A 25,511-nucleotide genomic window follows, 5' to 3' on the forward strand; every position below is an offset into this window, starting at 1 on the left:
TTAAGGCTCTAAGAGCCAACGGTAAGCCAAAGATGATTCACAGCGACATGGGAAGCCAATACACTTCTAGCCTGTTCGAAGGAACATTACAAAACTCTGGAATAAATCACTCTTACTCCCGTAAGGGTCATCCTTACGATAACGCTCGTATCGAGAGCTTCCATTCGCTCATCAAGCGCGAAATGATTTATCACGAAGAATACAGGACCATTGATGATGTCCGGGTGTCTGTCGAGTGGTACGTGAACTGGTACAACAACAGTCGCATCAACTCACGGACTGATTGGCTTCAGACCGCCTAGACCAATGTCTGGTTTACTTAATCTCGATTATCGGTACCAGCCGGTACGACACAGTTTATAAGCCGTCACTTGTGAATTTCAAAAATTCGCCTTGTGAAGGCTTATTTGTTGCACGATACAACTTGTGAAATCCGGCCGGTTCACAATCTATACCACTCGTTTTCTCTCAACGACAGGGCTGAGCCCTGTTCCGCCTACAAAAACACCCAGAAATCACGCCATTTTAGGCTGAAATCCGGGTTTTGAAAATTTTTCGGGGTAGCGGCACCTTGCGGTGCCGAAAAAACTGTCCATAATCTTGACATCAGCGCCGAACCGGTCTACGATCATTTTTGCGTTAGGGAATAATGCCTTAATCATCTTTCGATATGGCGTGAACAGGTCAATCGTGATGGTTTGTACACCACGGCGAGCTTCCACACTGTATTGTTCGAAGTACGCAGCTAATGCACCGTCACCACGATTCCGCATGACATCTAGTACTCGATGCATGGTCGAGTCGATGAGAATCATACTCATACCACTTTCTGAGAATTTACCTGATTTGAAATCGTCGAATGCAATATGCTTTGGCAGGTAGTGGAAATTAGTTTTGTTGTAGCTAAATAAACCATCAGCTTGGCGCATAACGGTGTGAGTTGAGATGTTATTATCCATTGCGATATGTTTTTGACTGACGTTTTCACTGAGTTCCATCGCTGCAGTCTGCTTCACTTTACGCATAATATGGTCGCCGGGTTTAACGTCGTTAAACTCTGCGATGGCTGTGTGCCCACAGTTCGCACAGATATACTTCTGCTTTCGGATTTCGAAGTAATTGAAGTGGAAGCCACTGCGAGGGCCAACGTGCCGAACCAGTTTTGTGCCGTTGTTATTCAATGTGAACCCGCATTGATCACAACGACGATGATAGGTGAGTTTAAAGTGCCAAACGGTAACGGTCTGTCCTTTAATAACCTCTTCGTGAAATTGTTCTGGCTGTGTATCGCCGAATTCGATATTTAAGTCTGTTATTCCAAGCAGTTTTTTTGATACTCTTATCCATGGATATTCTTTTCCTTTCTAGGGGGAAATGTCTTTGGCAGTTCAGGGCTCAAGCTGAACTGCCTTTTATTTTGTACCAGAATAATTAAAAAAGGCACCGATATGACGTTTCAAAATGAAATGTCTATCAGTACCAAAAATTGTAGAACCACAAAATTGCCGATAAATAATAATGGCCACCGGGCAACTGATCTTTCAGTTTACCTGGTGGCCTATTTGTTTGCGCACTATACGCGTGCGGTGTTTACCAGCTTACAGTATACCAATCGCCGATTTCATAATCCTTGTTATCATAAGTAACTGTATATCAACGTTTCAAAGCACAAAAAAACAGGTCATTTTTAAAAATTTTCACAAAGTCTTTAAAACGCCTATTTCATCACAACACTTTTAAAGCTTCACAAGTCAATCAATTTGAGGCCACCCTCTTAAACTAAATAATTAAAAAAGCGACTTACTTAGTCTAATAAACTTGTACCGTAAGAATTATCAATTGCACACACCCAACTATCATCAATCTTTTTAAAAACATAGGTAGCTCTTCTCTCACTAGAATATTCAGACGTTTCGAGAGCCTCAGTACTTGCCTGAATAAAAGTTTGAGCGAGAACCAACACAGTATCACCTGCAATTAAAAATCGCATTTCCCCCTCAACTGGTTTCAATGAATTTTTAAAATAAGATGCAATTTTTTTAAAAGCTACTGCAATATTTTCGCGCCCTTGTACAAACATGTCTGGTTTAACTACCAATACGGCATCTTCAGCATAATATTTTTTTAATTCCGAAAAATTTTCCTGTTGAATTAGATCATCACAAACATCTATAATGTTTTTAACTTCCTTTTCGATTTTCGAAACATCCACGTCATAGTTAGTCATTATGATGACCTCCTTTAATTTAATGGTTATCACAGTACACTAATTCAATCTATTGCGCAACCTTATGTTCCCTATGAGAAATTTGCTCACGCATGTATTGTACTCATGTAAATTAAAAAGTTTTGGTACTTCTGGTGGAAAGGATGACCTAACTTGACCGTCCCCAATCTTAATAAAACCCCATCCTCTCACCCAGAAATCACGCCGTTTTAAGCTGAAATCCGGGTTTTGAAGGATTTTCGGGGCCCGGCACCTCTCGGTGCCGAAACAACCTGTCCATAATCTTGACATCAGCGCCAAGATAAGTTAGTAGCAGAGTTACCCAAGTTCATCTATTACGCCATTACACAGGCTAAGCAAGCCATTGAGCGCCGTAAGCTGACCATTACAGACGCAGCTAAGCAACGAACGGCAGACTGGTTGACTAGTGATGATCTACTAAGCCAGTTCATGAAAGAGTATTTTGTGGACACCCAAGGTACTAATGGTGTTACGGTTAAATACGCTTACGACATGTTTAAAGCGTTTCTGATGAGCGAAGGTGTACCAGCAAACAAGGTTATGGGTGTGTCAGAGTTTCGCAAATCGCTAGTTGGTCATAACGTTACATATACCAAGACAGCAGCACCGGCTAATAAAGCAGACGCTGAACTAGTTGATGATTATGCCAAGCCGTCACGTAACCGAATCAAGGGTAAAGGCATCAAGACTAATGACCAGCAGGTGATGACAAAGCCAGATGATATTTATAAGCATTGGGAGCTGTTAAATTGATGATTTTAGGGCGGTTGACTTAGGTTAGCCGCTTTTTTGTAGAGATGTTGTATATTTCTACACTTTATACACTTTATACACTTTTTTTGAAGTAGCGCGCGTAAATACCGTGTGTGGTGTTGGTTAGTTTTCCCCACGAGTGGACAATTTGGAGTTGTTGAACACGTTGTACAATAATATAGATATAGTTTGCAGACGTAAAAAGGATGAGGTGGGTATATGGTAAGTACAGCATTATCTATTGATGATAAGGTAACGGTTAAGCGAGTACGTGCATTCTTTACGGATGATCTACCCAAACTACAATTACTTGCACACGTTAGATTGTCTAGTGTGAGTTTGGACGCACTGCCAGCGCATCATAGTAACGAAAATACGGCAATGGATAAGATGACACGGCAAGTCCAAGCGCAAATGTATATTGAGGATATGGTGGAGGCTTTAAGTGTACTGCCTGACATAGAACGCAAAGTGATTGTATTGAAGTACATACAAGGGTTACAGTGGTTTGCTGTTAGTGACCGCCTGCATTTGAGTGTGAGAAGGTTACAAGAGATTATGCAGAAGGCGTTGAATGATTTTGGCTTAGCGTATGATGAAACGTTGCGCTTACTAGATGCAGCTGATTGAGGTTTATACCCCCGCCCACGTCGCTTAGGAAGTAACCGAATATCAAATAGTGCCGTCTCTTTAACACGCTGCAGTTATTATTATTTTTTTAGGTTGAACGGTACGGCGCTGTCAGCAAGTTCATCCCCGATTAGGCACAAAAAAACTGACCACCTAACAATTAGCTAAGTAGTCAGACATGAAGAGTTGAGCGTTCAATTTTTAGTGTTTTTTTATGTTGAGTGTGGACACTTGTGTGGACACTTGCTAATTTAACAAGTTCAAAAAGCTATTACACAGGCGTTTTTAGGATATTTGGTTTAGACCCAGTATGCCCAGTTAAATACACATTAAAAACGCTACTATGCGAGGGAATTCACCCTGCATAGTAGCGTTTTTCTTTGTCTACAAATAATAATTCAACAAGCTACCAACACCGTAAGCCACGATAGCTGCGACGTAACCGACAGAAAGCGTCCGTAGAATTTCTGTTCGGACTTTCTGCTCTGATAGATTAGCCTTAACCCAGCCTAGCAACGCCAAGGATACACCGACGATGACGAAGGCAATTGGAAAGGCAATCGCTTTATCGTGAATGAGCGCGTTCGTAATGAGGTAAGCGCCCAATGGAATTAAGCCGAATACGTTAAACGAAATGAATGTTGCAACACCGTCCGCCAAAGCTTCTCGTTTGGACTGATTATTATCGGAGGTGGCCGACAGGTAGGCACCGGCCCCCATTGAAAAACCGTCAGCTAACAGGTTGGAAAAACCTAAGATGATGATGACAATATTTGAAACGCTACCGCCGACAGATCCAGCGACAACTGCAAAAGTGGTAATGATGCCATCTAACCCACCATAAACGATTGCTGAAACATACTTTTTCATACCAGTTCTCCGAATCTAGTCACGAGTTGTAATGATAGTGTACAAGGCAAAAGTGATTATTTAGCACACATTTTACGTATTGTTGAATTTATTTTTTAAAAAATAAAAAAATATGCACGACTATTAGAGCTTTACGAACAAAAAATGAGTAAAATGTTGTATACTCTTAAAAACGGGACAAAGAGAGAGTCTATGTTTATACAAAATACATTTAGTGATAGCTCGCTGACTGTTTTGTTGGTTTCGCTACTTGTTTTCTACCCGATTTTCGGAAGTATTGTTTGGATTGTGGGCGCGATTAAATATCGTAGCATGATTAAAACCAATACGCCGGTCATTCCAGAAGGGATGGTTTTGCCAAAGGTTTCGATTTTGGTTGCGGCACACAACGAAGAACTACAAATTGATAATACAATCCGTCGTATGCTTTACGACTTGAACTATCCAAATTATGACTTAATCATTGCGTCGGACGGGTCCACTGACCGAACCAATGAAATTGTGTTGGAATGGACGAAGAAAGATCCGCGTGTGCGCCTGGTTGAAATTCAAGAAAACATGGGTAAGGCACACGCGATTACGCAAGCAGCGTTTTATAGCGATGCTGAATTTTTCTTGGGAATTGATGCTGACAGTTTCATCATTGGGGATGGCCTCAAAGATATGATGGCTTACATGTTGGTGGATACAGACTTTTCACCAGCTAACCGTGTTGGTGCCGTTACTGGTGCGCCAACGCCGATGAATCGTTCATCAATGTTGGCGAAGCTGCAATTAGTTGAATATAACTCAATCATCGAGCTTATCAAGCGTGCGCAATCAACGATTGGTCGTTTGTTTACCGTTTCTGGTGTGGCGGCTTTGTACCGTCGTGACGCGGTTGTTGATGCCGGTTATTGGGACACGATCATGGCCGCTGAAGATATCGCCATGTCGTGGGACATCCAATCACGCGGTTGGCGTATCGCTTATAGTCCAAGCACGTTCTCATATATGGATGTGCCAACGACGGTTAAGCAATTAGTTAATCAACGTATCCGTTGGGCCATTGGTTCGATGGACGTTGTGACGGCATACTGGTTGAAGATTTTGACGCATCCACGCAAGACGTTCCCAATGATTTTCTTGTTGTTGGATAACATCATTTCAACCATCTGGTCACTATTCTGGGTGGCCTCGATGATTATCACATTCTTCTATATTTTCGTAGATTTCTCGTGGGAGAAGTTATACGTCTTCACGACGGTGGCTTCAGCTTTGGTTATTTTCCAATTTATCTTTGGAATGCTGCAATTGAGGTTGTCGCTTAACTATGGGTCGGAACTTGGGGATGACACCAATAAGTACTTCAGATTTGCTGGTTGGTACGTCTGGGCCTATTGGATTTTGTCACCAGTTACGACAGTACTGGCCATTCCACGTTTCATCAATCGTTTGATTGTTGGACGTAGTGGTACTTGGACTTCACCTGAAAGAACGAATCTTGACGGGACGGAGGATGGCAAGTGATGGATCAGTGGATTGAAAAATTTAATCAGATTTTGACGATGAATAAGACCATCACCCAAACGACGCAAGAAATGCGTGATGTGTTGGACGGCCGCGTTCATCGCATTAGCCAAGTCGCTAATCGATTGGCTGATAGCTTGGCGTTGGTGATTGCCATTGTCGCAATGTACCTGTATTGGGGGACTACTCTGATGCATGCTTTGCTTGGTAAACAAGATAACATGGTCATCATGCTAGCTATTGGTGTCATGGGATTCGGGTTGGGCCTTTATCTGATTGGTCGCCCAATTGCCCGAATTTACTCGGGGCATGCTCTTGCGAAGCGTGCCAATGAATTGAATGCGTTGATCGATGATATTAAGTTGTCTAACGATTACATCATGGAAATTCAAGCGATATACGCAAGTGAAGGATTGCCAATGCGTGCAATTACTTCTGAAAAAATTATTGATGCAGTATTGATGAACGTTCGTGTTGGGGCATTTAAGACAACGCAAGATATCGTAGATTTCATGCAGTCAGTTGATGATCGCGAAGATTTAATTATCGATACACCGGTTTTCCAATTTTATAAGATTGTGAACCGTTATCGATTTAAGCCGAATGAGACGGTTGATGTTATCCGTGATGACATCAGCCGCACGGCGAGGGGGAGAATATGGTAGAGAAGAACAACTTTGATAAGACGTTGGTTTACGACGCTTACCTAGATAAAGATACAAAAGAGACTAGTTTGGAAAAGAAGCGTCGCACGTGGTTGCGTGTGCGCCAAACATTGATGATGGTTCTAGCTTGGACGATTACGGCAGTGCCATTTTTGATTTTGCTGTTCCAAGTTTACTTGGTATTGACGCCAAATTCTAAGTATCACTTCTTGGCAGTGAGTGGCTACTGGCCAGTGTTGATCGCTAATTTAGCAACGGTCATTTTGTCGATGCTTGCGTTGACAATTGGTGTTAGCTTCATTGTTCGCAATCAAATTAATGCCAACATGTTCACGTATGATAACGAAGAGCAAGAGTGCGTGGCACACTTGCACGACGTTTACGAGAAGCGTCTCTTTGTAGAAGAAACTTTCCAAGTGAATGGTGATACCAAGGCACAACACATTGTGGTTAAGCCAACGGATAATCTCTACTACGATGAAATCGACAAGGTTTGGGCATCTGAGGATAACTAAGCCAAGGAATACAGTCCAAATACAATTTAATGCTTGAAAGCGCTTGTGAATAATTGTTTCACAAGCGCTTTTTTATCACGATTTTGGACCGCACCATTTACGGGACACCTAGTTTTCACAAAACATTCACAACCTTTGTTGTTTGTGATAAACTTAATAAGAATTAAAACTTATATCAGGTACGTGGAGGAATATAATCATGGCACAACACCACCAAAAGGTTGTTCTTGTCGGAGACGGTGCGGTTGGATCATCATACGCATTTGCTTTGATGCAACAAGGTATCGCCGAGGAATTGGTTATCGTTGACATTATGAAGGAGCGCACTGAAGGTGACGCATTGGACTTGGAGGATGCTGCTCCTTGGACGTTCAACAAGAACGTTTACTCAGGTTCATACGACGATGCTAAGGACGCCGATTTGGTTGTTATTACGGCCGGTGCCCCACAAAAGCCAGGTGAGACGCGTTTGGACTTGGTTGACAAGAACTTGAAGATCATCAAGTCAATCGTGTCACCAATCGTTGAATCAGGATTTAACGGTATCTTCTTGGTTGCCGCTAACCCAGTTGACATCTTGACGATGGCCGTACAAAAGTTCTCTGGTTTCCCAAAGAACCGTGTATTCGGATCAGGTACGTCATTGGACACTGCACGTTTGCGTATGGCATTGGCTAAGAAGTTCAACGTTTCTCCAGAAGCCGTTGATGCTTACATCTTGGGTGAGCACGGTGACTCAGAGTTCGCTAACTTTGACGAAGCGCAAATCGGTGGACGTCCTTTGAAGGTTTGGGCTGCAGAAGCAGGTATCTCAGACGAAGATTTGGACCAAATCTTGTACGAGACTGCCCACAAGGCATACGAAATCATCAACCGTAAGGGTGCAACGTTCTACGGAATCGGAACGTCATTGGCTCGCATCACGCGTGCTATCTTCCGTGATGAGAAGATGGTATTGCCTGTTGGTGCTTGGATGGACGGTCAATACGGTTTGAACGACATCTACATCGGAACGCCAGCCGTTATCGGTGCAAACGGTGTTGAAGCTGTTGTTGAAGCAACGTTGTCAGAAGAAGAAGCTGCTAAGATGGCTGCTTCAGCTAAGACGTTGAAGGAAGTCGCTGAAGGTGGCTTCGCACGTTTGGAAGCTTAATAAGTAAACATTAGAAATGGTGAATCCGCTTGGGCTCGCCATTTTTTTGTACCGCTTGCCGAAATTTCACAAACTCAAAAACTCTAAAATGCTTATCGTTATTAAACTGGGGCTAGTTTCTTATGCTTAATTTCACAAGAAGGTTTATGACTACTCATTTCCAAAAAGAAAGCGTACAATACAAATTATTAAGTATGTAAGCAATTATTTGAAGAGGTACAAAAACGCATGTCTGAGATTAAGAAGTACGGTGCCGACTTAGTTGTCGACAGTTTGAACAACCACGGCGTTGATTTGGTATTTGGTATTCCAGGTGCCAAGATTGACCGTTTGTTTGAGACTTTGGAGCACCCAGCTGAAGGCGCAGTTTCACCAAAGTTGGTTGTTACGCGTCACGAACAAAGCGCTGCCTTTATGGCTCAAGGTTTTGCCCGTATTACTGGTAAGACTGGTGTTGTTATCGCAACGTCAGGTCCTGGAGTTGGAAACTTGGCATCAGGTTTGATGACGGCCAGTGCTGAAAACGATCCCGTTTTGGCCATTGGTGGTCAAGTGCCACGTAAGGATTTGTACCGTTTGACGCACCAAAGCACGCCAGCAGCTGCTTTGTTTGAGCCAATTACGAATTACTCTGTTGAAATTCAAGACCCAAACAACATTTCAGAAATCTTGTCTAATGCGATTGCACAAGCTAATGGTCCAAAGCCAGGAGCAGCTTTCGTTTCATTGCCACAAGACGTTGATGATGCGGTTGTTGACGCCAAGGCATTGCCACAAGTAGCTCCTGCCCGTATGGGTTCAGCTGCGATTGATGACATTGCTTGGTTGGCTGAGCAAATCAAGCAAGCCGAAATGCCTGTTTTGTTGGTCGGTGCCCATGGTTTTGACGATGCAACGACGGATGCTTTGCACGACTTGTTAACGCAAACGACTTTGCCAGTTGTTGAGACGTATCAAGGTGCTGGTGTTATCTCACGTGATTTGGAAGAGAAGACGTTCTTTGGACGTATCGGATTCTTCCGTAACCAAGTGGGTGACCAATTGTTGGCACAATCAGACTTGGTTGTGACGGTTGGTTATGATGCCATTGAATACGAGCCACGTAACTGGAACAAGGATGCTAACTTGCGCATCGTTGCTTTGGATACGGCGGCTGTTCAAATTGATAACAACTTCACGCCAGAGCGTCAATTGGTTGGTGCCTTGGCTGATACGTTGTCAGTTTTGAAGGATAAGGTTGCTGGTTACGAGTTGCCAGTTGCCTCACAAAACAAGTTGGCTGAATTGAAGGCTGCTTTGCGTGCCGCGGACGAGCCAAAGTACACGCCAGCCGATGCCGGTTTGAACCACCCATTGAACGTTATCAAGTCATTGCAAAACCACATGACGGATGAAATGACGTTGACGTCAGATATTGGATCACACTACTTGTGGTTGGGACGTCACTTTAAGTCATACGTGCCACGTCACTTCTTGATTTCAAACGGTATGCAAACGCTTGGTGTTGGATTGCCATGGGCCATGGTTGCCGCAATGGTTCGTCCTAACGCTAAGGCTGTGTCTGTTTCTGGAGACGGTGGATTCTTCTTCTCTGGTGTTGAGTTGGCTACGGCCGTACAAATGAACTTGAACACGGTTCACATTGTTTGGCAAGATAACCACCACTATGACATGGTTAAGTTCCAAGAAGAAATGAAGTACGACGGTAAGTCAGCTGGTATTAAGATTGCGGATATCGACATCGTGAAGTTTGCTGAAGCAGCTGGTGCCAAGGGATTGCGTGTTGACACGCCTGACCAATTGGATGCTGTTTTGGATGAATCATTTGCGGCTGAAGGACCAGTTGTTGTGGAAGTTCCTGTTGATTACTCACACAACTACGAGTTGATGTCACAATTGATTGAATCAGAAATTTAATCGTCGAAAAGGTGTCCGCTTGGGCACCTTTTTTGCAAAATAAGGAGGATACAATGGCAGTCGTTTTTCAACGCAGTACATTAGCAGCACTTATGGCCGGTCTTTTGGGCGGTACGATGCGTGCTGGGGATTTGCTTGAGCATGGTGATACGGGAATTGGTACGTTGCACGGTGTCGATGGTGAAGTCATCATCCTCGATGGTGAAGTGTATCAAGCTGACCAAACGGGAAAGGTTAATCACATCACAGATATGGATGCGATGATTCCATTTGCAACGGTGCACAACAATAACGATGCAACTGAAACCGTGACGTTGCAAAACGTCGATATGGATCACATTGACGTGATTGATGAGCGTAAATTGGCCAATAACTTTTCGGCCATTGTCTTGCGTGGTGATTTTGAACACGTGAAGGTTCGTGTGGCACCAAAGGCATCTGAGCCGTTCCCATCATTGCTTGAGCTATCAGAAAATCAACCGGTGTTTGACCGTGACAATGTGTCTGGTACGCTTGTCGGCTACTACTCACCAGAGTTGTATCATGGTGTGGTTGCCGCTGGATGGCACGTGCACTTCCTAAGTGATGATCGCGAGTTTGGTGGCCACGTCTTGGAATTTAACGCCAAGGAATTGTCAGGTGAGCTCACGATCTTCGCTGATTACGAATTGCATTTGCCAATTGAAGACCAAGCCTTTCGTGAACACAACCTTGATATGAATGGCCTAGATGATGCGATTCACGCAGCTGAGGGTAACAAGAAGGATTAATCGAATGGTAGACATATGCGACTAGCATCTGTCTTTTTCTGTTTTGTAGCGTAAAATAGACGTTGAGTGAATTTTATATTGGGAGCAAAGAGAGAAATCATGACTGAATTTATGGACGCTGTCGTTACGACAGCTAATGAAAACGCGCCATTGGCTGTAATGAATATTCCAGTGCCAGAATTGGCCGAGAAGGATGTACTGGTCAAGGTGGCTGCGGTTGCGGTTAACCCAGTTGACGCTAAGCAACGTGATGCTGCCGTTGCAAGCAATGCAACACGTGTACTTGGTTTCGATGCAGTTGGTGAAGTGGTTGCTGTGGGTGAAAAGGCAACGAAGTTTAAGGTGGGTGACCGCATTTTCTACGCCGGACAATTGGGTCGTGTTGGGTCTAATGCGACGTTCCAAGCGGTTAATGAGGATTTGGCGGCATTGGCACCTGAAAAGATGGCTGATGCAGAAGCTGCTGCATTGCCTTTGACTTTCCTAACCGCATACGAGCTACTTGCAGATAAGTTTGGCCTTGAGGTAGCTGAGAACGCTGCCTCAGGTAAGGCGTTGCTTGTGATTAACGGTGCTGGTGGTGTTGGATCAATCATGATTCAATTGGCCAAGTGGATGGGCATGACTGTGATTGCCTCAGCGTCACGCGAAGAAACGGTGACATGGGTAAAGTCCCTTGGTGCAGATTATGTAGTTAACCACCGCGATGATTATGTCGCTGAAATGCACATGTTGGGCTTTGATACAGTGCCTTACATTGCCATTTTGCACGCACCAGAGCCACACTTTGAACAAGCAGCTGAGCTTATCGGGGCATTTGGACACATCGGGGCGATTGTTGAGTCAGTTGACCCAATGCCAGTTGGGTTGATTAAGAACAAAGCAGCTTCATTGGACTGGGAGTTCATGTTCGCAAAGGCTAGCTACAATGTTGATATGGCGTCACAAGGTGATGCGTTGGCACTAGCTGCGCAATTGGCAGACAAGGGAACGCTCCGTTCAACGTTGACGGAAACGATGAATGGTATGACAGCAGAAAATATTCTCGCTGCGCAAGAAAAGGGTTGCTGCTGGGGCCGTAAATGGAAAGCTAGCGATTGTATTTTAATAACAAAAAAGGCTTGGTGAAAACCGAGCCTTTTTTGTTATATGTGTAACAGGCAAAACGGAATTATGAAACCGTTGAGAACAAGGCGTCCGGACTATATATTTCATTTATGTATCAAAGGTGTCACACCTAACAGTTTTTTCGCGAAATTAGAAATTTTTAAGTTGACTAAGAAGTTGTTAAGCCCTTTATATAAGGCTTTGATTCTAATTGTGAACATGTAAAGAAAATGTAACAAAAGTCATAATAAGACAACAATAAATGCATTTGAATGTAACTTCTTTCACGTACAATAATTGATGTACTAAAAGTAAAGAAATTATTAAAAGTCTAAAAAGACGAATAGTACTTAATGCAAGGGAGTATGAACGAATGAATGCATCTGTAAAGAATACATTACTAGTTACGGCCGGTGCCGCAGCGACGTTGGCTGGATCAGCGGTTGCTGTATCAGCTGACTCAATCACGGTTAAGGCGGGGGATACGTTGTACGCACTAGCTGCGGCTCACAACACGACGGTTGCAGATTTGGTTTCAGCTAACGGCTTGTCAAATGCCAACATGATCTTTGTTGGTCAACAATTGCAATTGCCTGGCTCAAACAATAACAACGCAGCATCAAACAATGCCAACAACAACGCAGCGAACCCAGCAGCAACGGGAACGTACACGGTTAAGGCAGGGGACTCATTGTGGGTCATTGCGAACAACCACGGTATGAATCTTTCAGAATTGCTTTCATTGAATGGTTTGCAAATGTCATCAACAATTCACCCAGGTGATACGTTGAAGTTGTCTGGTCAACCAGCTACTGATAACAACAACCAAACGGCAAACGATAGCCAAGCTGATTCTTCAGCAAACACGCAAGCACCTGCATCAAACGGCCAATACACGGTTAAGGCAGGGGATTCATTGTGGGCCATCGCAAACAGCCACGGTATGTCTTTGACTGATTTGTTGAACTTGAACGGTTTGCAAGCAACGTCAATGATTCACCCAGGCGACATTTTGCGTGTGTCAGGTGATGCTTCATCAGCAAACACTGATAACAACGCATCAGCTTCACAAAACAATGATGAAGCGAACAACAACGACTACACAAACTCAGGTTCTGTTTCAACGACAAACAACACATACCCATACGGACAATGCACGTGGTACGCCAAGGGTCACTTGGACTGGGTTGGTAACTGGTGGGGTAACGCAGCTGACTGGACAACGTCAGCTGTTAACGCCGGTCACCACGTTGATTCAACGCCAAGCGCAGGATCTGTTATCTGGTTTACACCAGGTGTTGGTGGTGTTTCAGTTTACGGTCACGTTGGTGTCGTAGAATCAGTTAACGCCGATGGTACAATTACGATTTCTGAAGGTAACTACGCCCCAGGAATGTTGTACCACCAACGTACGATTTCACCTGCTGGTCACTTGTTCATCCACAAGTAAACAGGTTAAAAGAGCTCTTTGGGGGCTCTTTTTTTGTAAAACGAGAGGTTAGTTATGCCATACGAAATTTCAGAGACAAACGTTAGACACCTAAATGATATGGGTAAAGTGGATGCTGAATTGCAATTTGCCATGCCGGGCGAGGAAACGTTGTTCCGCATCACAAATTCTTTCTTTGCACAACGTATGCAGGGGGCACGCGTTCAGCAGACATTGATGGAAATGATTATGGATAAGTTGCGCCAAAACTTCTGGCCAGTGATTAACCGCGTTGCCGGTGTGCCATACCAAAATGGGGGGATTAATCTGGCGACTGGTTTTGATGCGACGGGGTTAAACATTTATTTCTATAATCATGTGTATGGCTTGTCTTTGCCTGGCGACATCACCAAGCAAATCGATATTTTCAATGAAGTACCGGCTGATCAAGCAATTCTAGGGGATATGTTAGTCTGGGGTGGTAAAATGATGCCAACCAGTGTAGGCATTTACATTGGAGGTGGCCGCTATATCACGGCTGACTTGATGACGGGGAAAGTTGTACAGCGCACGATTGATTATAATTGGCAACCTGATATGGTGTTGTCAGTACGTTAATATGGGGGATTACAATGGAATTTACGAAGGAACCAGGTCGACTATTTCACGAGACTGATGGGGAGCTAGATGCTGAAATCTTGTTTCCCGAAATTAACGATGGCCAAACATGGTCGATTGATCACACGTATGTGAATCCAAGTTTACGCGGCCAGGGAATTGCGGGACAAATGTTAGCGGAGGTTGTTTCGATGGCTGAAGAAGCCGGGGTGACATTGCGCCCGGTTTGTTCATATGCCCGAAAGGCGTTCTTTATGAATCCTGAGTATCAGAAAATTCAGGCAAAAGGTTAAGACTTATTTGAAAGCACGCGGTTTTAGGCCGGTGTGCTTTTTAATTTGAGTCATTTTTCGTTATACTTGAGATAGTTTTAATAAAATGGGGGCAAACTATATGGAACGTGGATTTGCAGTAGTTAAAAAATATGCTGATGCCAATTTGAATTTGCCACAGCGTGCAACACGCCGTGCAGCCGGTTATGATTTTGAAGCGGCAGAGGATTTTGTTTTACCATCAATTTGGAAGTTACCATTTGTCAAAATTTTGGTGCATTTGACGACGAAGCAAGAATTGACGGCGACCGACTATGAGGAAGCAAACGCGGTTCTAAAGCCCCTCCTAGTACCGACGGGTATTAAAGCCTACATGGGCGAAAATGAGTACTTAATGATTGCGAATCGTTCATCAAACCCACTAAAGCGTGGCATGATTTTGCCAAACGGTGTGGGCATTATTGATGCCGATTACGTTGATAATGATAAAAATGAAGGTGAAATTTTTATCCAAATGACTAACTGGGGATTGCGCGATGTTCACATTAAAAAGGGCGAACGCATCGGTCAAGGTATCTTTATGCCATTCCTAGTAACAGATAATGATAAGTTGCAAGAGAAAAAAGAACGCACGGGAGGTTTTGGTAGCTCCGGCGTTAATTAGAGAGGTGTAGGCTATGGCTAAAACGAAAACACAATTTGTATGTTCGAATTGTGGATATGTATCACAACGCTATATGGGACGATGTGCTAACTGTGGGGCCTGGGGCACGTTCGTTGAAGAAGTTGTACAACCAGAAAAGGCAGACCGTAAGTCACGCGTTAACTTGGCTGGTCAAATCGCTCGCGTTGAACGTTTGGGCGAGGTTAGCATCGAAGAAACGCCACGTGTCGACACGTCGATTGATGAATTCAACCGTGTCTTAGGTGGTGGTGTTGTACCTGGTTCAATGGTGCTAATCGGTGGTGATCCTGGAATTGGTAAGTCAACATTGCTTCTACAAGTTTCAAGTCAATTGGCAAACCATGGTGGCACGATTTTGTACGTCGCTGGTGAAGAAAGTGCGTCACAAATCAAGCTGCGAGCTGAACGTTTGGGCGTGAAGGGGGATGCTGATTTCTTCCTTTATCCTGAAACGGATATGACGCAGATTCGCAAGGCGATTGACGAGACGAAGCCAGATTACGTCATCATTGACTCAATTCAAACGATGCAACAACCTGATGTGTCTTCAGCGGTTGGATCGGTTGCCCAAATACGTGAAACGACGGCTGAGTTGCTACAAATTGCCAAGACGAATGGGATTACCATCTTCATTGTCGGGCACGTGACGAAGGACGGCGCTATCGCTGGTCCTAAGATTTTGGAACACATGGTTGATACCGTGTTGTACTTCGAAGGTGATAACCAACGTAGTTTCCGTTTGTTGCGTGCCGTCAAGAATCGTTTCGGTTCAACGAATGAGTTGGGTGTCTTTGAAATGAACGAGAGTGGTTTGGCTGAAGTGACCAACCCATCTGGTCTTTTCTTGGAAGAACGTCTAGATGATGCTAGTGGTTCAGCGGTTGTGATTGCGATGGAAGGATCACGTCCAATTTTGGTTGAAGTTCAAGCATTGGTGACGCCAACGGTCTTTGGTAACGCACAACGTACCGCTTCAGGTATTGATCGTAATCGTATTTCATTGTTGATGGCAGTCTTGGAAAAGCGTGCCAATTTGCTATTGCAAAATCAAGATGCGTACGTTCGTGCTGCTGGAGGCGTAAAATTAGATGAGCCGGCCATTGATTTGGCGATTGCCATTGCAATTGCCTCAAGTTACCGTGACAAGGGTACTCGTCCAACGGATGCCTTTGTGGGTGAAATTGGATTGACTGGTGAGATTCGTCGCGTGCCTAATGTTGTTGACCGTATTCTTGAAGCTAAGAAATTGGGCTTTAAGCGCGTATTTGTCCCAAAGCATGCAGTTGATACGATGAAAGAAATTTCTGGTATTCAAGTTATCGGTGTCGCAACGTTAACGGATGCGCTACGTTTGGCACTGGATTAGTGAGGAAGCTTATGCGAAAACGAATTATTCAAGCAGCATTCTTTGTTGCTGGTGGTAGCTTGGCGGTGACGTTAATGCCGATTGTTTGGCGGATTATGAATCAACATGATCAAATTTGGCTAAACAATGCCATCGTGAACTTTATTATTGGTGCCGTTATTTTTTGGTTATTGAGTTTGGCACTATGGCGTCCAGTTGATCAAGGCATTCGCAAGATTGAAGCCTACTTGAATCAACAGTCGCCAGTTGTTTTGTTGATTGGTTCAGTGTCAACCTTGATTGGATTGGCGTTGGCTGTTTTGGTAACTGTCCCATTGCAACGCACAGGTAATTTCTTTTTAAGTGCAGTTATTCCAGTTTTTGTGATGTTGCTATTTGGGTACCTTGGTTTCCGTCTTGGAACAACGCGTATTGATGAGTGGCGTACGTTGGTTCCTAACTTCAACAATATGACAAAGCGTGTTCGTCCACGTCGATCAGCAAATCAAAGCGATGTGTTGTCTGATGAAGAGACGAACTATCACCACTACAAGATCTTGGACACCAACATCTTGATTGATGGCCGCATTGCTGATTTGGTGCAAACTGGCTTTATCGAGGGAACCTTGTTGGTACCGAACTTTGTCTTGTATGAGTTGCAATACATTGCTGATGCTGGTGAATCAATCAAGCGTGTCCGTGGCCGTCGTGGTTTGGACATTTTGAATGAATTGCGTGAAACGGACGCCATTCCACTTGAAATGTGGGAAGGTGATTACGAAGACATCAAAGAAGTTGATGAAAAGCTGATTCGCCTTGCACAAGATGTTAACGGTATCTTGGTAACGAACGATTACAACTTGAACAAGGTAACGAAGTTCCAAAACGTTGAAGTCTTGAACATTAATGAGTTGGCGGGGGCTTTGCGTCCACGTGTGGCGGTTGGTGATCGTTTGACGGTGACATTGGTTAAGAATGGAACTGAGCGCCAACAAGCGGTTGGTTACCTAGATGACGGGACGATGGTTGTCGCTGAAGAAGGTCGCGACCACTTACAAGAAACGGTTACTGTTGAAGTAACGTCCGCTCTGCAAACCGATGCTGGACGTATGATCTTCGGTATTGTGGTGGATTAAGTAATTAACATTGAAACCCATGAAAAACCGCGGTATATTAGTAAGCGGTATTATAAACAGAAAAGAAGGAATAGACAGAATGGCTGAGACTACTGAGAAGAAGATTCGTGTTCGATACGCTCCATCTCCAACTGGGCACCTACACATCGGAAACGCACGTACGGCATTGTTTAACTGGTTGTACGCACGTCACCACAAGGGTGAATTTGTTATCCGTATTGAGGACACTGACCAAGCACGTAACATTGCGGATGGAGAGAAGTCACAGTTGGATAACTTGGCATGGTTGGGATTGGACTGGGACGAGTCTCCAGCAAACCCAGGAAAGTATGGTCCATACCGTCAATCAGAACGTTTGGACATCTACAAGCCATTGATTCAAGATTTGTTGGATCGTGGTTTGGCATACAAGTCATACAAGACATCTGAAGAATTGGAAGCAGAGCGTGAGGCACAAATTGCTGCTAAGCAAGCTCCACACTACGTTTACGAATACGAAGGCATGAACGACGAGGAAATCGCCGCTGCCCAAGCTGAAGCAGAAGCTAAGGGCTTGCCAGCCGTTGTTCGTTTCCATGTGCCTGAAGACAAGCCATACGCATGGGATGACATCGTTAAGGGTCACGTTGAGATTAACTCAAACACTATCGGTGGTGACTGGGTTATCCAAAAGGCTGATGGCATGCCAACGTATAACTTCGCCGTTGTTGTTGACGACCACATGATGGAAATCTCACACGTTTTGCGTGGGGATGACCACGTGTCAAACACGCCAAAGCAATTGATGATTTACGAAGCCTTTGGTTGGGAAGCCCCAATCTTTGGTCACATGACGTTGATCATCAACGCTGAGACGGGTAAGAAGTTGTCAAAGCGTGACGAGTCAATCTTGCAATTTATCGAGCAATACCGTGAGTTGGGATACTTGCCAGAGGCAATGTTGAACTTCATCGTATTGTTGGGATGGTCTCCAGTTGGTGAGAAGGAAATCTTCAACAAGAACCAATTGGTTAAGATGTTTGACGAGGATCGCTTGTCAAAGTCACCAGCCAAGTTCGATAACAAGAAGCTTGAATGGATCAACAACCAATGGATTAAGACGGCTGACCAAAACATGGTCTTCGACAAGATGATGCAACAACTTGTTAAGGCTGACTTGGTTAACCCAGCTGAATTGACGGCTGAGAAGATGCAATGGTTGCGTTCAGTGATGAACGTTTACATGGATGGTGTATCATACACGTCACAAATTGTGCCTTTGGTAAAGCCTGTCTTCTTCGAAATGCCTGCAGCTGATGAGATTACTGATTCAGCTAAGGAATGGATGGCTGCTGAAAACGTACCAGCTATGTTGAACTTGTTCATCGAGAAGTTGGAAGCAATGCCATTGTTCACGGCTGCTGCAATCTTGAACGCAATCCGCGAGATTCAAAACGAAATGGACGTCAAGGCCCGTGCTTTGTGGAACCCATTGCGTATTGCAACGACGCGTGAGGAGCAAGGTCCAAACCTTGGTGAATTGCTAGAGTTGCTAGGACGTGAGCAAACGATCGCAAACATCCGCGAATTCTTGTAAAATCAAACAACAAATTAAGTCCAGTACCCGTTTGGGTGCTGGATTTTTTGTTGTTGGTGTGTGTCCGAACTGGTGCCACTTACCACATATTCAAAAATAATGCACACAATCGGCGTTACGAGTGTGTTAAAATATTTATTAGTACCATTAGCTGTAGCAGCTAGTGAAGACAAGAGGGAATAGGTAAAAGATGGCTAATCCATTACGTAAAATTATTGAGAGTGATAAGGGGACAATGCGTCGCTTGAACCGCCTTGCGGATCAAGTTGAAGCACATGCCGATGAGATGGCAGCCCTTTCTGATGAAGAACTACAAGCAAAGACGCCTTACTTGCGTGACTTGTTGAAGCAAGGTAAGACGTTGGACGATATTTTGCCAGAAGCATTCGCGGTTGTCCGTGAAGGTGCACGCCGTGTCTTGGGATTGTACCCATTCCGTGTGCAAATCATGGGATCTGCTGTGTTGCACGGTGGAAACATCGCCGAAATGCGTACCGGTGAAGGTAAGACGTTGACGGCCACAATGGCGGTTTATTTGAACGCGTTGCTACAAGAAGGTGTTCACGTTGTCACGGTTAACGAGTACTTGTCTGCTCGTGACGGTGAGGAAATGGGTGAATTGTACAAGTGGCTTGGTTTGACGGTTGGTATCAACGGTTCAGAGATGTCACCAGATGAGAAGCGTGCCGCGTACAACGCAGATATTACGTACACGACTAACTCAGAAATCGGGTTTGACTACTTGCGTGACAACATGGTTGCCCGTAAGGAAGATCGTGTACAACGTCCATTGAACTTCGCATTGGTCGACGAAACCGACTCAATCTTGATTGACGAAGCTCGTACGCCATTGATTATTTCTGGTGCACCAGCACAAGAAAGCACGCAATTGTACATTCGTGCGGACCGCTTCGTTAAGTCATTGACGAAGGAAGAAGACTTTACGGTCGACGAAGAATCAAAGACGGTGTTGTTGCAAGACGAAGGTATCAAGAAGGCTGAGCGTTACTTCAACCTTGAAAACTTGTACGATTCAGGCAACACGGCTTTGACTCACCACATTGATCAATCATTGCGTGCCAACTACACGATGTTTAACAACAAGGACTACGTTGTCCGTGATGGTGAAGTCGTGTTGGTTGATGCGTTCTCAGGACGTATTCAAGAAGGTCGTCGATTCTCTGACGGATTGCACCAAGCCTTGGAAGCCAAGGAACAAGTTCAAATCCAAGAAGATAACCGTGCGATGGCTTCAATCACGTACCAAAACTTGTTCCGTCGTTACAAGAAGTTGTCAGGTATGACTGGAACGGCCAAGACTGAAGCGGAAGAGTTCCGTGAGATCTACAACATGGAAATTGTTGAAATCCCAACGAACCGTCCAATTCAACGTGTCGACGAACCAGATTTGTTGTACCCTAACTTGCGCTCAAAGTTCTTGGCCGTTGTTGAATTGGTTAAGGAATTGCACGCCAAGGGTCAACCAATTTTGATTGGTACAGTTGCCGTTGAGACATCAGAATTGTTGTCACAATTGTTGGACCGTGAAGGCATTCCACACAACGTGTTGAACGCCAAGAACCACGCCAAGGAAGCTGAAATTGTTGCCAACGCTGGTCAACGTGGTGCCGTTACAATCGCCACTAACATGGCCGGTCGTGGAACTGACATCAAGCTTGGCCCTGGTGTTTCTGATTTGGGCGGTTTGGCCGTTATCGGAACTGAGCGTCACGAATCTCGTCGTATCGACAACCAGTTGCGTGGACGTGCTGGTCGTCAAGGTGACAAGGGATACTCACAATTCTTCTTGTCATTGGAAGATGATTTGATGATTCGTTTCGGTGGTGAGCGTATCAAGACGATGATGGAACGCATGAATTTGGCTGATGAAGACGCTGTGATCAAGAACCGCTTGATTACACGCTCTGTTGAGTCAGCACAAAAGCGTGTCGAAGGTAACAACTACGATTCACGTAAGAACGTTTTGCAATACGATGATGTTATGTCGCAACAACGTAACACGTTCTATGCAAACCGTAACCAAGTTATCGATGAAGACAAGTCATTGCGCAATGTTATTTTGCCAATGGTTGAGCGTACTATCGGACGTGTTGTTGATCGTCATGCTTTGGGTAAGACTGAAGAATGGGACTTGCAATCAATCGTCGACTTCGCCGGTGCTGTTTTGATTCCCGAGGATTCAATTACGGTTGCTGACCTTGAAGGCAAGAGCCAACAAGAAATCAAGGATTACTTGTATGGCCGTGCCAAGGAAGTCTACGAAGACAAGCGTTCTGCTTTGGTTGATGATGAGCAAATGCTACAATTCACGCGTGTTGTTATCTTGCGTGTGGTTGACTCACAATGGACGGACCACATGGACGCCATGAACCAATTGCGTGATGCTATCCAATTGCGTGGTTATGGTCAATTGAACCCATTGATTGAGTATCAAAACGAAGGTTTCCGTATGTTTGAAGAAATGATTGCTGGTATTGAGTATGATGCAACGCGTCTATTCATGAAGTCAGAAATCCGTCAAAACCTACGTGCCTAAAAATGTTATTGGAGGGGAAAGTTAGTTGCGACTGGCTTTCCTTTTTCGCATTAGAGAGTTGAGGTTATAGAGAAAATGGAGCTATCAGAAGCACGTCGCTCATTAGCTGAGATGTCAGAAGAGATTACGAAGTTTGGTGAGTCTCTGGACTTGGATGCTTTGAACGATGAAATCGCGGCCAATGAAGATGAAATGGTCCACCCAGATTTCTGGAATGACAACGTTGCGGCGCAAAAGGTGATTGATGCCAACAATATCTTGAAGGGCCGCCGTGATGACTACTTGAACTTGACGGCTGGCGTAGAGAATGTTGAGACGGCGCTTGAACTATTGGCTGAATTGCCTGATGAAGACATGCAAGCCGAGATGGAAGCGGACTTGCAAAAGTTGTCAGATGATTTGGAAAGTTACCGTTTGGCGCAATTATTGAACGAGCCGTATGACAAGAACAATGCTATCTTGGAAATTCACCCAGGTTCTGGTGGAACAGAGTCTGCCGACTGGGGTGCCAACTTGCAACGTATGTACACACGTTGGGCTGAGCGTCACGGCTTTAAGGTCGAAATCATGGATTATCACCCTGGTGATGTGGCCGGTATCGATTCAGCAACATTGATGATTACGGGGCACAACGCTTATGGTTACCTACGTTCAGAGCGTGGGGTACACCGTTTTGTCCGTATTTCACCATTTGATTCAGCTGGCCGTCGTCACACGTCATTCGTTTCAATCGACGTGATGCCGGAACTGGATGACTCGGTTGAAGTTGATATTAACCCAGCTGACGTGAAGATGGACGTGTACCGCGCCTCTGGTGCTGGTGGACAGCACATCAATAAGACGTCATCAGCTGTGCGTTTGACACACATTCCAACGGGTATCGTTGTTGCCTCACAACAACAGCGTTCACAGTTCCAAAACAAGGATACGGCCTACGCTATGTTGCGTGCCAAGTTGTATCAATTGGAAATGGATAAGAAAGAAAAGGAACGTGCATCGATTGCCGGCGAGCAATTGGAAAATGGTTGGGGATCACAAATCCGCTCGTACGTTTTCCAACCATACCGCATGGTTAAGGATCACCGTACGAACTTTGAATCAGGTAACCCACAAGGTGTAATGGATGGTGATTTGGATCCATTCATTAATTCATACCTACGTTGGAAGCTAGCTGAACAAAACCCAGATTAAACAAAAGGACCGCCAAACTCGTGTTTGGCGGTCCTTTTCTGTAGAAATGACGAAATTTGGAATTTGTCGAAATGTTTGTGGCGAATTTACGAGTTGTTTAACATGGATTCATGAAGTTGGTGGCAAAGCGACGCTCATCGTGGTATTATTCGTACATTGTTTAGCATTTAATCGAGAATGTTCGGGGGAACGGCTGGATTAAGTCAACTTATTACTTGAAAATGACATTTTTAACCATGGGGGGATAAAAAATGGGAATTGTAAATGCATCAGAAATGATTGTACAAGCACACGCACAAGGATATGCAGTTGCGCATTTCAACACGAACAATTTGGAATGGACGCAAGCAATCTTGCGTGCGGCTGAAAGCCAAAAGGCGCCGGTGATTATCGCAGCATCAATGGGTGCTATTAAGTACATGGGTGGCACGAAGATGGTCGCCGACATGGTCCGCGATTTATATGAGAGTATGGCGATTACGGTGCCGTAGCGATTCACTTGGATCACGGTAATTTAGAGATGGCGTACCAAGCCATGAACGATGGTTTCACATCAGTTATGTTTGACGGTTCTGATTTGCCATTTGAAGAAAACTTGCGTGAGACCAAGGCTTTGGTGGCGAAGGCTGCTGAATTGGGCGTCAGCGTTGAAGCAGAAGTTGGGTCAATTGGCGGTGTTGAAGACGGTATTGTTGGACTGGGTGAGATTGCTGACAAGCAGCAAGTTGTTGAGATGGCCAACACGGGAATCGATATGCTAGCTGCTGGCATTGGTAACATTCACGGCGCCTATCCAGAAGACTTTGCTGGCTTAGATTTGGGCGCGTTGACAGAGTTTGAAGCTGCTACTCGCCATGAGATGCCGTTTGTCTTGCACGGCGCTTCTGGTTTGCCTGAGGACGAAATTCAGACGGCCATTACACTTGGTGTTGCAAAGATTAACATTAATTCTCAATTGCAATGGGCGTTCCACAACGCATTGCGTGATTTCATTGTGTCAGACCGTGATTTGGAAGGCACTAACTATGATCCACGTAAGTTGCTTCGTTCGGGTGTCGACGCTGCCCAACAAGCTGCCGAAGAAATGATTCAAATGCTTGGGTCAGCTAACAAGGCACAAGTAACACTAACAAAGGCGTAATGCCGATTTCTGTGAGGGGAAAGATGAATAAGCCTAAATTGTTTTTGGACATGGACAATGTCCTTGTTGATACGTTACTTATTTTGAACGCGATTGATATGGCTGGTGAGACGGTCGCTAAGCCAGATCAGATTCCAGGCATTTTTCGATATTTACCACCGGTGCCAGGGGCGATTGACGCGGTCAATAAGTTGAACGACTATTATGAGCTATACATTTTGTCGACAGCACCTTGGCAAAATGCGAGTGCTTGGCAAGATAAGTTGATTTGGTTGCAACATCATTTCGGTGAAGATGAGAAGAGCCCGTTTTACAAGCGGGTGATTATGGCGCACGATAAAAGCTTAGCACGCACACCGGGGGGCTATTTTGGTTGATGATCGACCATACCACGGGGCCAGCGGTTGGGATGATGCGACGATGGACAGCCAATGGGTTCAATACGATTATGAACCCAAGATGACTTGGCAAACCGGTTTGGCTGATCTCTTGATTGAGGTGGCCGAAGTGTTACAGAACGGCGACGGTATTCGAAATGCTGTTGATACGGTTATGAATGAACATCATATTGCTGTGCACGGCGATACGGAGAAATTCGTTAAAGCCGCATGGGAATAAAGCACAATTAGCATAAAAAGCAGACGTTGAGACTGATGACTGCGTTTTAAAATGTGTCATTGTTCACATTGTTAACTATAAGACGAACGCCTAAAATTAGGCGTTCGTCTTTTTTTGTTTCAAATACGGAACATCGAGTGTGAATAAATTGTGAATATTGTGTTGCTAAACTTATGTAAGTAGATTAAGGTAATATATGTTAATTGATTCACATATTTTAAATAAGATTATTTATTTTTTAGGAGATATTATTATGATTTCATGGCTACGTAACAGCAAGGTTGCAATGTGGGTATTGACGATTGCTCGTGTTTACTTGGGATTCCAATGGGTAATGGATGGTTTTGAGAAGGTTACTACTAAGGGTGGCTTCGATGCTTCAGGTATGATTAACATGGCAATTGCTAAGCCAGTTATGACACCAGCACAAACGAAGGCTTTCCCATGGTACGACTGGTTCTTGAACCTAGCAACGAACCACGGTCACGCAACTGGTTTCTTCTCATTCGCCGTTGCATGGGGTGAGTTGTTTGTTGGTTTGGGATTGATCTTTGGTACGTTGACTTTGGTAGCTGCCTTCTTCGGAATGATCATGAACTTCTCATACTTGGGTGCCGGCGTTGTGTCAGTTAACCCAACGTTCATCTTCATCGAGATGTTCATCTTGATGGGTGGCTTCAACTCAGCACGTATCGGTTTGGACCACTGGGTAACGCCATTCTTGCGTTCAAAGTTGCCATTCTTGAACAACGATATCGAAGTTCGCTAATTTAATGATTAAAGACTAAAGGATTCGGGAAGACATT

The 25,511-nt window shown here is 44.5% G+C and carries 23 protein-coding genes and 2 pseudogenes; 22 read left to right on the top strand and 3 right to left on the bottom strand.

What is annotated here, in order from left to right:
* Nucleotides 1-302, top strand: a 302-nt coding sequence (locus C6P11_RS02105) for an integrase core domain-containing protein (RefSeq protein WP_161690895.1), incomplete at its 5' end; no start/stop codon positions are given.
* A 213-nt stretch (nt 303-515) separates the two neighbouring features.
* Here the strand turns inward: C6P11_RS02105 and C6P11_RS02110 are convergent.
* Both C6P11_RS02110 and C6P11_RS02115 read right to left on the bottom strand, forming a co-directional pair.
* Nucleotides 516-1,025: a transposase gene (locus C6P11_RS02110; RefSeq protein ID WP_135518223.1), complete on the bottom strand. Its 510-nt coding sequence runs from the start codon at nt 1,023-1,025 to the stop codon at nt 516-518.
* A gap of 779 nt (nt 1,026-1,804) precedes the next feature.
* Nucleotides 1,805-2,227 (bottom strand): YybH family protein, encoded by a 423-nt coding sequence (locus C6P11_RS02115; protein ID WP_135518225.1) that lies wholly within the window; start codon nt 2,225-2,227, stop codon nt 1,805-1,807.
* Nucleotides 2,228-2,647: 420 nt separating this feature from the next.
* Between C6P11_RS02115 and C6P11_RS02120 the strand changes: the two genes are divergently transcribed.
* Both C6P11_RS02120 and C6P11_RS02125 read left to right on the top strand, forming a co-directional pair.
* Nucleotides 2,648-3,001 carry a primase-like DNA-binding domain-containing protein gene (locus tag C6P11_RS02120; RefSeq protein ID WP_280950178.1) on the top strand — a complete coding sequence of 118 codons (354 nt, stop codon included), beginning with the start codon at nt 2,648-2,650 and terminating at the stop codon, nt 2,999-3,001.
* A 219-nt stretch (nt 3,002-3,220) separates the two neighbouring features.
* On the top strand, nt 3,221-3,631 hold the full coding sequence (locus tag C6P11_RS02125) for an ArpU family phage packaging/lysis transcriptional regulator (RefSeq protein WP_135518229.1): 411 nt from the start codon (nt 3,221-3,223) through the stop codon (nt 3,629-3,631).
* 384 nt (nt 3,632-4,015) lie between these two features.
* Here the strand turns inward: C6P11_RS02125 and C6P11_RS02130 are convergent, their stop codons facing one another.
* Entirely contained in the window at nt 4,016-4,501 is a 486-nt protein-coding gene (locus C6P11_RS02130) for a VIT1/CCC1 transporter family protein (RefSeq protein ID WP_135518231.1), read from the bottom strand.
* A gap of 192 nt (nt 4,502-4,693) precedes the next feature.
* Between C6P11_RS02130 and C6P11_RS02135 the strand changes: the two genes are divergently transcribed.
* The 19 genes and pseudogenes from C6P11_RS02135 to C6P11_RS02225 all read left to right on the top strand — a co-directional run bounded on the left by C6P11_RS02135 (nt 4,694) and on the right by C6P11_RS02225 (nt 25,474).
* Nucleotides 4,694-6,010 (top strand): glycosyltransferase family 2 protein, encoded by a 1,317-nt coding sequence (locus tag C6P11_RS02135; protein WP_167849509.1) that lies wholly within the window; start codon nt 4,694-4,696, stop codon nt 6,008-6,010.
* Nucleotides 6,010-6,675, top strand: coding sequence for a hypothetical protein (locus C6P11_RS02140; RefSeq protein ID WP_135518235.1), 666 nt, complete (start codon nt 6,010-6,012; stop codon nt 6,673-6,675). Before C6P11_RS02135 ends, C6P11_RS02140 begins: the two co-directional genes overlap by 1 nt.
* Nucleotides 6,669-7,190: a hypothetical protein gene (locus C6P11_RS02145; protein WP_135518237.1), complete on the top strand. Its 522-nt coding sequence runs from the start codon at nt 6,669-6,671 to the stop codon at nt 7,188-7,190. The genes C6P11_RS02140 and C6P11_RS02145 overlap by 7 nt, the downstream gene beginning before the upstream one ends.
* Before the next feature lie 199 nt (nt 7,191-7,389).
* Nucleotides 7,390-8,343: an L-lactate dehydrogenase gene (locus tag C6P11_RS02150; RefSeq protein ID WP_210114213.1), complete on the top strand. Its 954-nt coding sequence runs from the start codon at nt 7,390-7,392 to the stop codon at nt 8,341-8,343.
* Between the two features lie 228 nt (nt 8,344-8,571).
* Nucleotides 8,572-10,260, top strand: a complete 1,689-nt coding sequence (gene alsS, locus C6P11_RS02155) for an acetolactate synthase AlsS (protein ID WP_135518241.1) — start codon at nt 8,572-8,574, stop codon at nt 10,258-10,260.
* A gap of 53 nt (nt 10,261-10,313) precedes the next feature.
* Nucleotides 10,314-11,030, top strand: coding sequence for an acetolactate decarboxylase (gene budA, locus C6P11_RS02160; RefSeq protein WP_135518243.1), 717 nt, complete (start codon nt 10,314-10,316; stop codon nt 11,028-11,030).
* A gap of 99 nt (nt 11,031-11,129) precedes the next feature.
* The gene (locus C6P11_RS02165) at nt 11,130-12,158 is read left to right on the top strand and encodes a zinc-binding alcohol dehydrogenase family protein (RefSeq protein WP_245299731.1); all 1,029 of its coding nucleotides are present in this window, start codon (nt 11,130-11,132) and stop codon (nt 12,156-12,158) included.
* Nucleotides 12,159-12,510: 352 nt separating this feature from the next.
* Nucleotides 12,511-13,587 (top strand): LysM peptidoglycan-binding domain-containing protein, encoded by a 1,077-nt coding sequence (locus tag C6P11_RS02170; RefSeq protein WP_135518245.1) that lies wholly within the window; start codon nt 12,511-12,513, stop codon nt 13,585-13,587.
* Between the two features lie 54 nt (nt 13,588-13,641).
* Nucleotides 13,642-14,184, top strand: a complete 543-nt coding sequence (locus tag C6P11_RS02175; RefSeq protein WP_135518246.1) for an NlpC/P60 family protein — start codon at nt 13,642-13,644, stop codon at nt 14,182-14,184.
* 14 nt (nt 14,185-14,198) lie between these two features.
* On the top strand, nt 14,199-14,477 hold the full coding sequence (locus C6P11_RS02180; protein ID WP_056973134.1) for a GNAT family N-acetyltransferase: 279 nt from the start codon (nt 14,199-14,201) through the stop codon (nt 14,475-14,477).
* A gap of 100 nt (nt 14,478-14,577) precedes the next feature.
* The gene (locus tag C6P11_RS02185; RefSeq protein WP_135518248.1) at nt 14,578-15,120 is read left to right on the top strand and encodes a dUTP diphosphatase; all 543 of its coding nucleotides are present in this window, start codon (nt 14,578-14,580) and stop codon (nt 15,118-15,120) included.
* Between the two features lie 13 nt (nt 15,121-15,133).
* Complete coding sequence (gene radA / locus C6P11_RS02190) at nt 15,134-16,507, top strand: DNA repair protein RadA (RefSeq protein WP_039968258.1); 1,374 nt, start codon at nt 15,134-15,136, stop codon at nt 16,505-16,507.
* Between the two features lie 11 nt (nt 16,508-16,518).
* Entirely contained in the window at nt 16,519-17,622 is a 1,104-nt protein-coding gene (locus C6P11_RS02195) for a PIN/TRAM domain-containing protein (protein ID WP_135518250.1), read from the top strand.
* A gap of 79 nt (nt 17,623-17,701) precedes the next feature.
* On the top strand, nt 17,702-19,198 hold the full coding sequence (gltX, locus tag C6P11_RS02200; protein ID WP_135518252.1) for a glutamate--tRNA ligase: 1,497 nt from the start codon (nt 17,702-17,704) through the stop codon (nt 19,196-19,198).
* A gap of 190 nt (nt 19,199-19,388) precedes the next feature.
* Nucleotides 19,389-21,755 (top strand): preprotein translocase subunit SecA, encoded by a 2,367-nt coding sequence (gene secA / locus C6P11_RS02205; protein ID WP_135518254.1) that lies wholly within the window; start codon nt 19,389-19,391, stop codon nt 21,753-21,755.
* A gap of 75 nt (nt 21,756-21,830) precedes the next feature.
* Nucleotides 21,831-22,946 (top strand): peptide chain release factor 2, encoded by a 1,116-nt coding sequence (prfB, locus tag C6P11_RS02210; protein ID WP_003608644.1) that lies wholly within the window; start codon nt 21,831-21,833, stop codon nt 22,944-22,946.
* Between the two features lie 251 nt (nt 22,947-23,197).
* Nucleotides 23,198-24,087 (top strand): annotated as a pseudogene (gene fba, locus C6P11_RS02215) (class II fructose-1,6-bisphosphate aldolase).
* A 23-nt stretch (nt 24,088-24,110) separates the two neighbouring features.
* Nucleotides 24,111-24,705 (top strand): annotated as a pseudogene (locus C6P11_RS02220) (5' nucleotidase, NT5C type).
* Nucleotides 24,706-24,958: 253 nt separating this feature from the next.
* A complete protein-coding gene (locus tag C6P11_RS02225; protein ID WP_135518256.1) occupies nt 24,959-25,474 on the top strand; it encodes a DoxX family membrane protein in 516 nt (171 codons plus the stop codon).
* The last annotated feature ends 37 nt before the right edge of the window (nt 25,475-25,511 follow it).

The sequence above is a fragment of the Weissella confusa genome (genome assembly GCF_004766315.1).
Lineage (GTDB): Bacteria > Bacillota > Bacilli > Lactobacillales > Lactobacillaceae > Weissella > Weissella confusa_A.

Coding starts and splice junctions, on each gene's coding strand:
- C6P11_RS02195 (WP_135518250.1), top strand. CDS start 16,519: ATGCGAAAACGAATTATTCAAGCAGCATTCTTTGTTGCTGGTGGTAGC.
- C6P11_RS02175 (WP_135518246.1), top strand. CDS start 13,642: ATGCCATACGAAATTTCAGAGACAAACGTTAGACACCTAAATGATATG.
- C6P11_RS02130 (WP_135518231.1), bottom strand. CDS start 4,501: ATGAAAAAGTATGTTTCAGCAATCGTTTATGGTGGGTTAGATGGCATC.
- radA (WP_039968258.1), top strand. CDS start 15,134: ATGGCTAAAACGAAAACACAATTTGTATGTTCGAATTGTGGATATGTA.
- C6P11_RS02115 (WP_135518225.1), bottom strand. CDS start 2,227: ATGACTAACTATGACGTGGATGTTTCGAAAATCGAAAAGGAAGTTAAA.
- secA (WP_135518254.1), top strand. CDS start 19,389: ATGGCTAATCCATTACGTAAAATTATTGAGAGTGATAAGGGGACAATG.
- budA (WP_135518243.1), top strand. CDS start 10,314: ATGGCAGTCGTTTTTCAACGCAGTACATTAGCAGCACTTATGGCCGGT.
- prfB (WP_003608644.1), top strand. CDS start 21,831: ATGGAGCTATCAGAAGCACGTCGCTCATTAGCTGAGATGTCAGAAGAG.
- C6P11_RS02110 (WP_135518223.1), bottom strand. CDS start 1,025: ATGCGTAAAGTGAAGCAGACTGCAGCGATGGAACTCAGTGAAAACGTC.
- C6P11_RS02125 (WP_135518229.1), top strand. CDS start 3,221: ATGGTAAGTACAGCATTATCTATTGATGATAAGGTAACGGTTAAGCGA.
- C6P11_RS02150 (WP_210114213.1), top strand. CDS start 7,390: ATGGCACAACACCACCAAAAGGTTGTTCTTGTCGGAGACGGTGCGGTT.
- C6P11_RS02165 (WP_245299731.1), top strand. CDS start 11,130: ATGACTGAATTTATGGACGCTGTCGTTACGACAGCTAATGAAAACGCG.
- C6P11_RS02225 (WP_135518256.1), top strand. CDS start 24,959: ATGATTTCATGGCTACGTAACAGCAAGGTTGCAATGTGGGTATTGACG.
- C6P11_RS02180 (WP_056973134.1), top strand. CDS start 14,199: ATGGAATTTACGAAGGAACCAGGTCGACTATTTCACGAGACTGATGGG.
- alsS (WP_135518241.1), top strand. CDS start 8,572: ATGTCTGAGATTAAGAAGTACGGTGCCGACTTAGTTGTCGACAGTTTG.
- gltX (WP_135518252.1), top strand. CDS start 17,702: ATGGCTGAGACTACTGAGAAGAAGATTCGTGTTCGATACGCTCCATCT.
- C6P11_RS02145 (WP_135518237.1), top strand. CDS start 6,669: ATGGTAGAGAAGAACAACTTTGATAAGACGTTGGTTTACGACGCTTAC.
- C6P11_RS02185 (WP_135518248.1), top strand. CDS start 14,578: ATGGAACGTGGATTTGCAGTAGTTAAAAAATATGCTGATGCCAATTTG.
- C6P11_RS02135 (WP_167849509.1), top strand. CDS start 4,694: ATGTTTATACAAAATACATTTAGTGATAGCTCGCTGACTGTTTTGTTG.
- C6P11_RS02170 (WP_135518245.1), top strand. CDS start 12,511: ATGAATGCATCTGTAAAGAATACATTACTAGTTACGGCCGGTGCCGCA.
- C6P11_RS02140 (WP_135518235.1), top strand. CDS start 6,010: ATGGATCAGTGGATTGAAAAATTTAATCAGATTTTGACGATGAATAAG.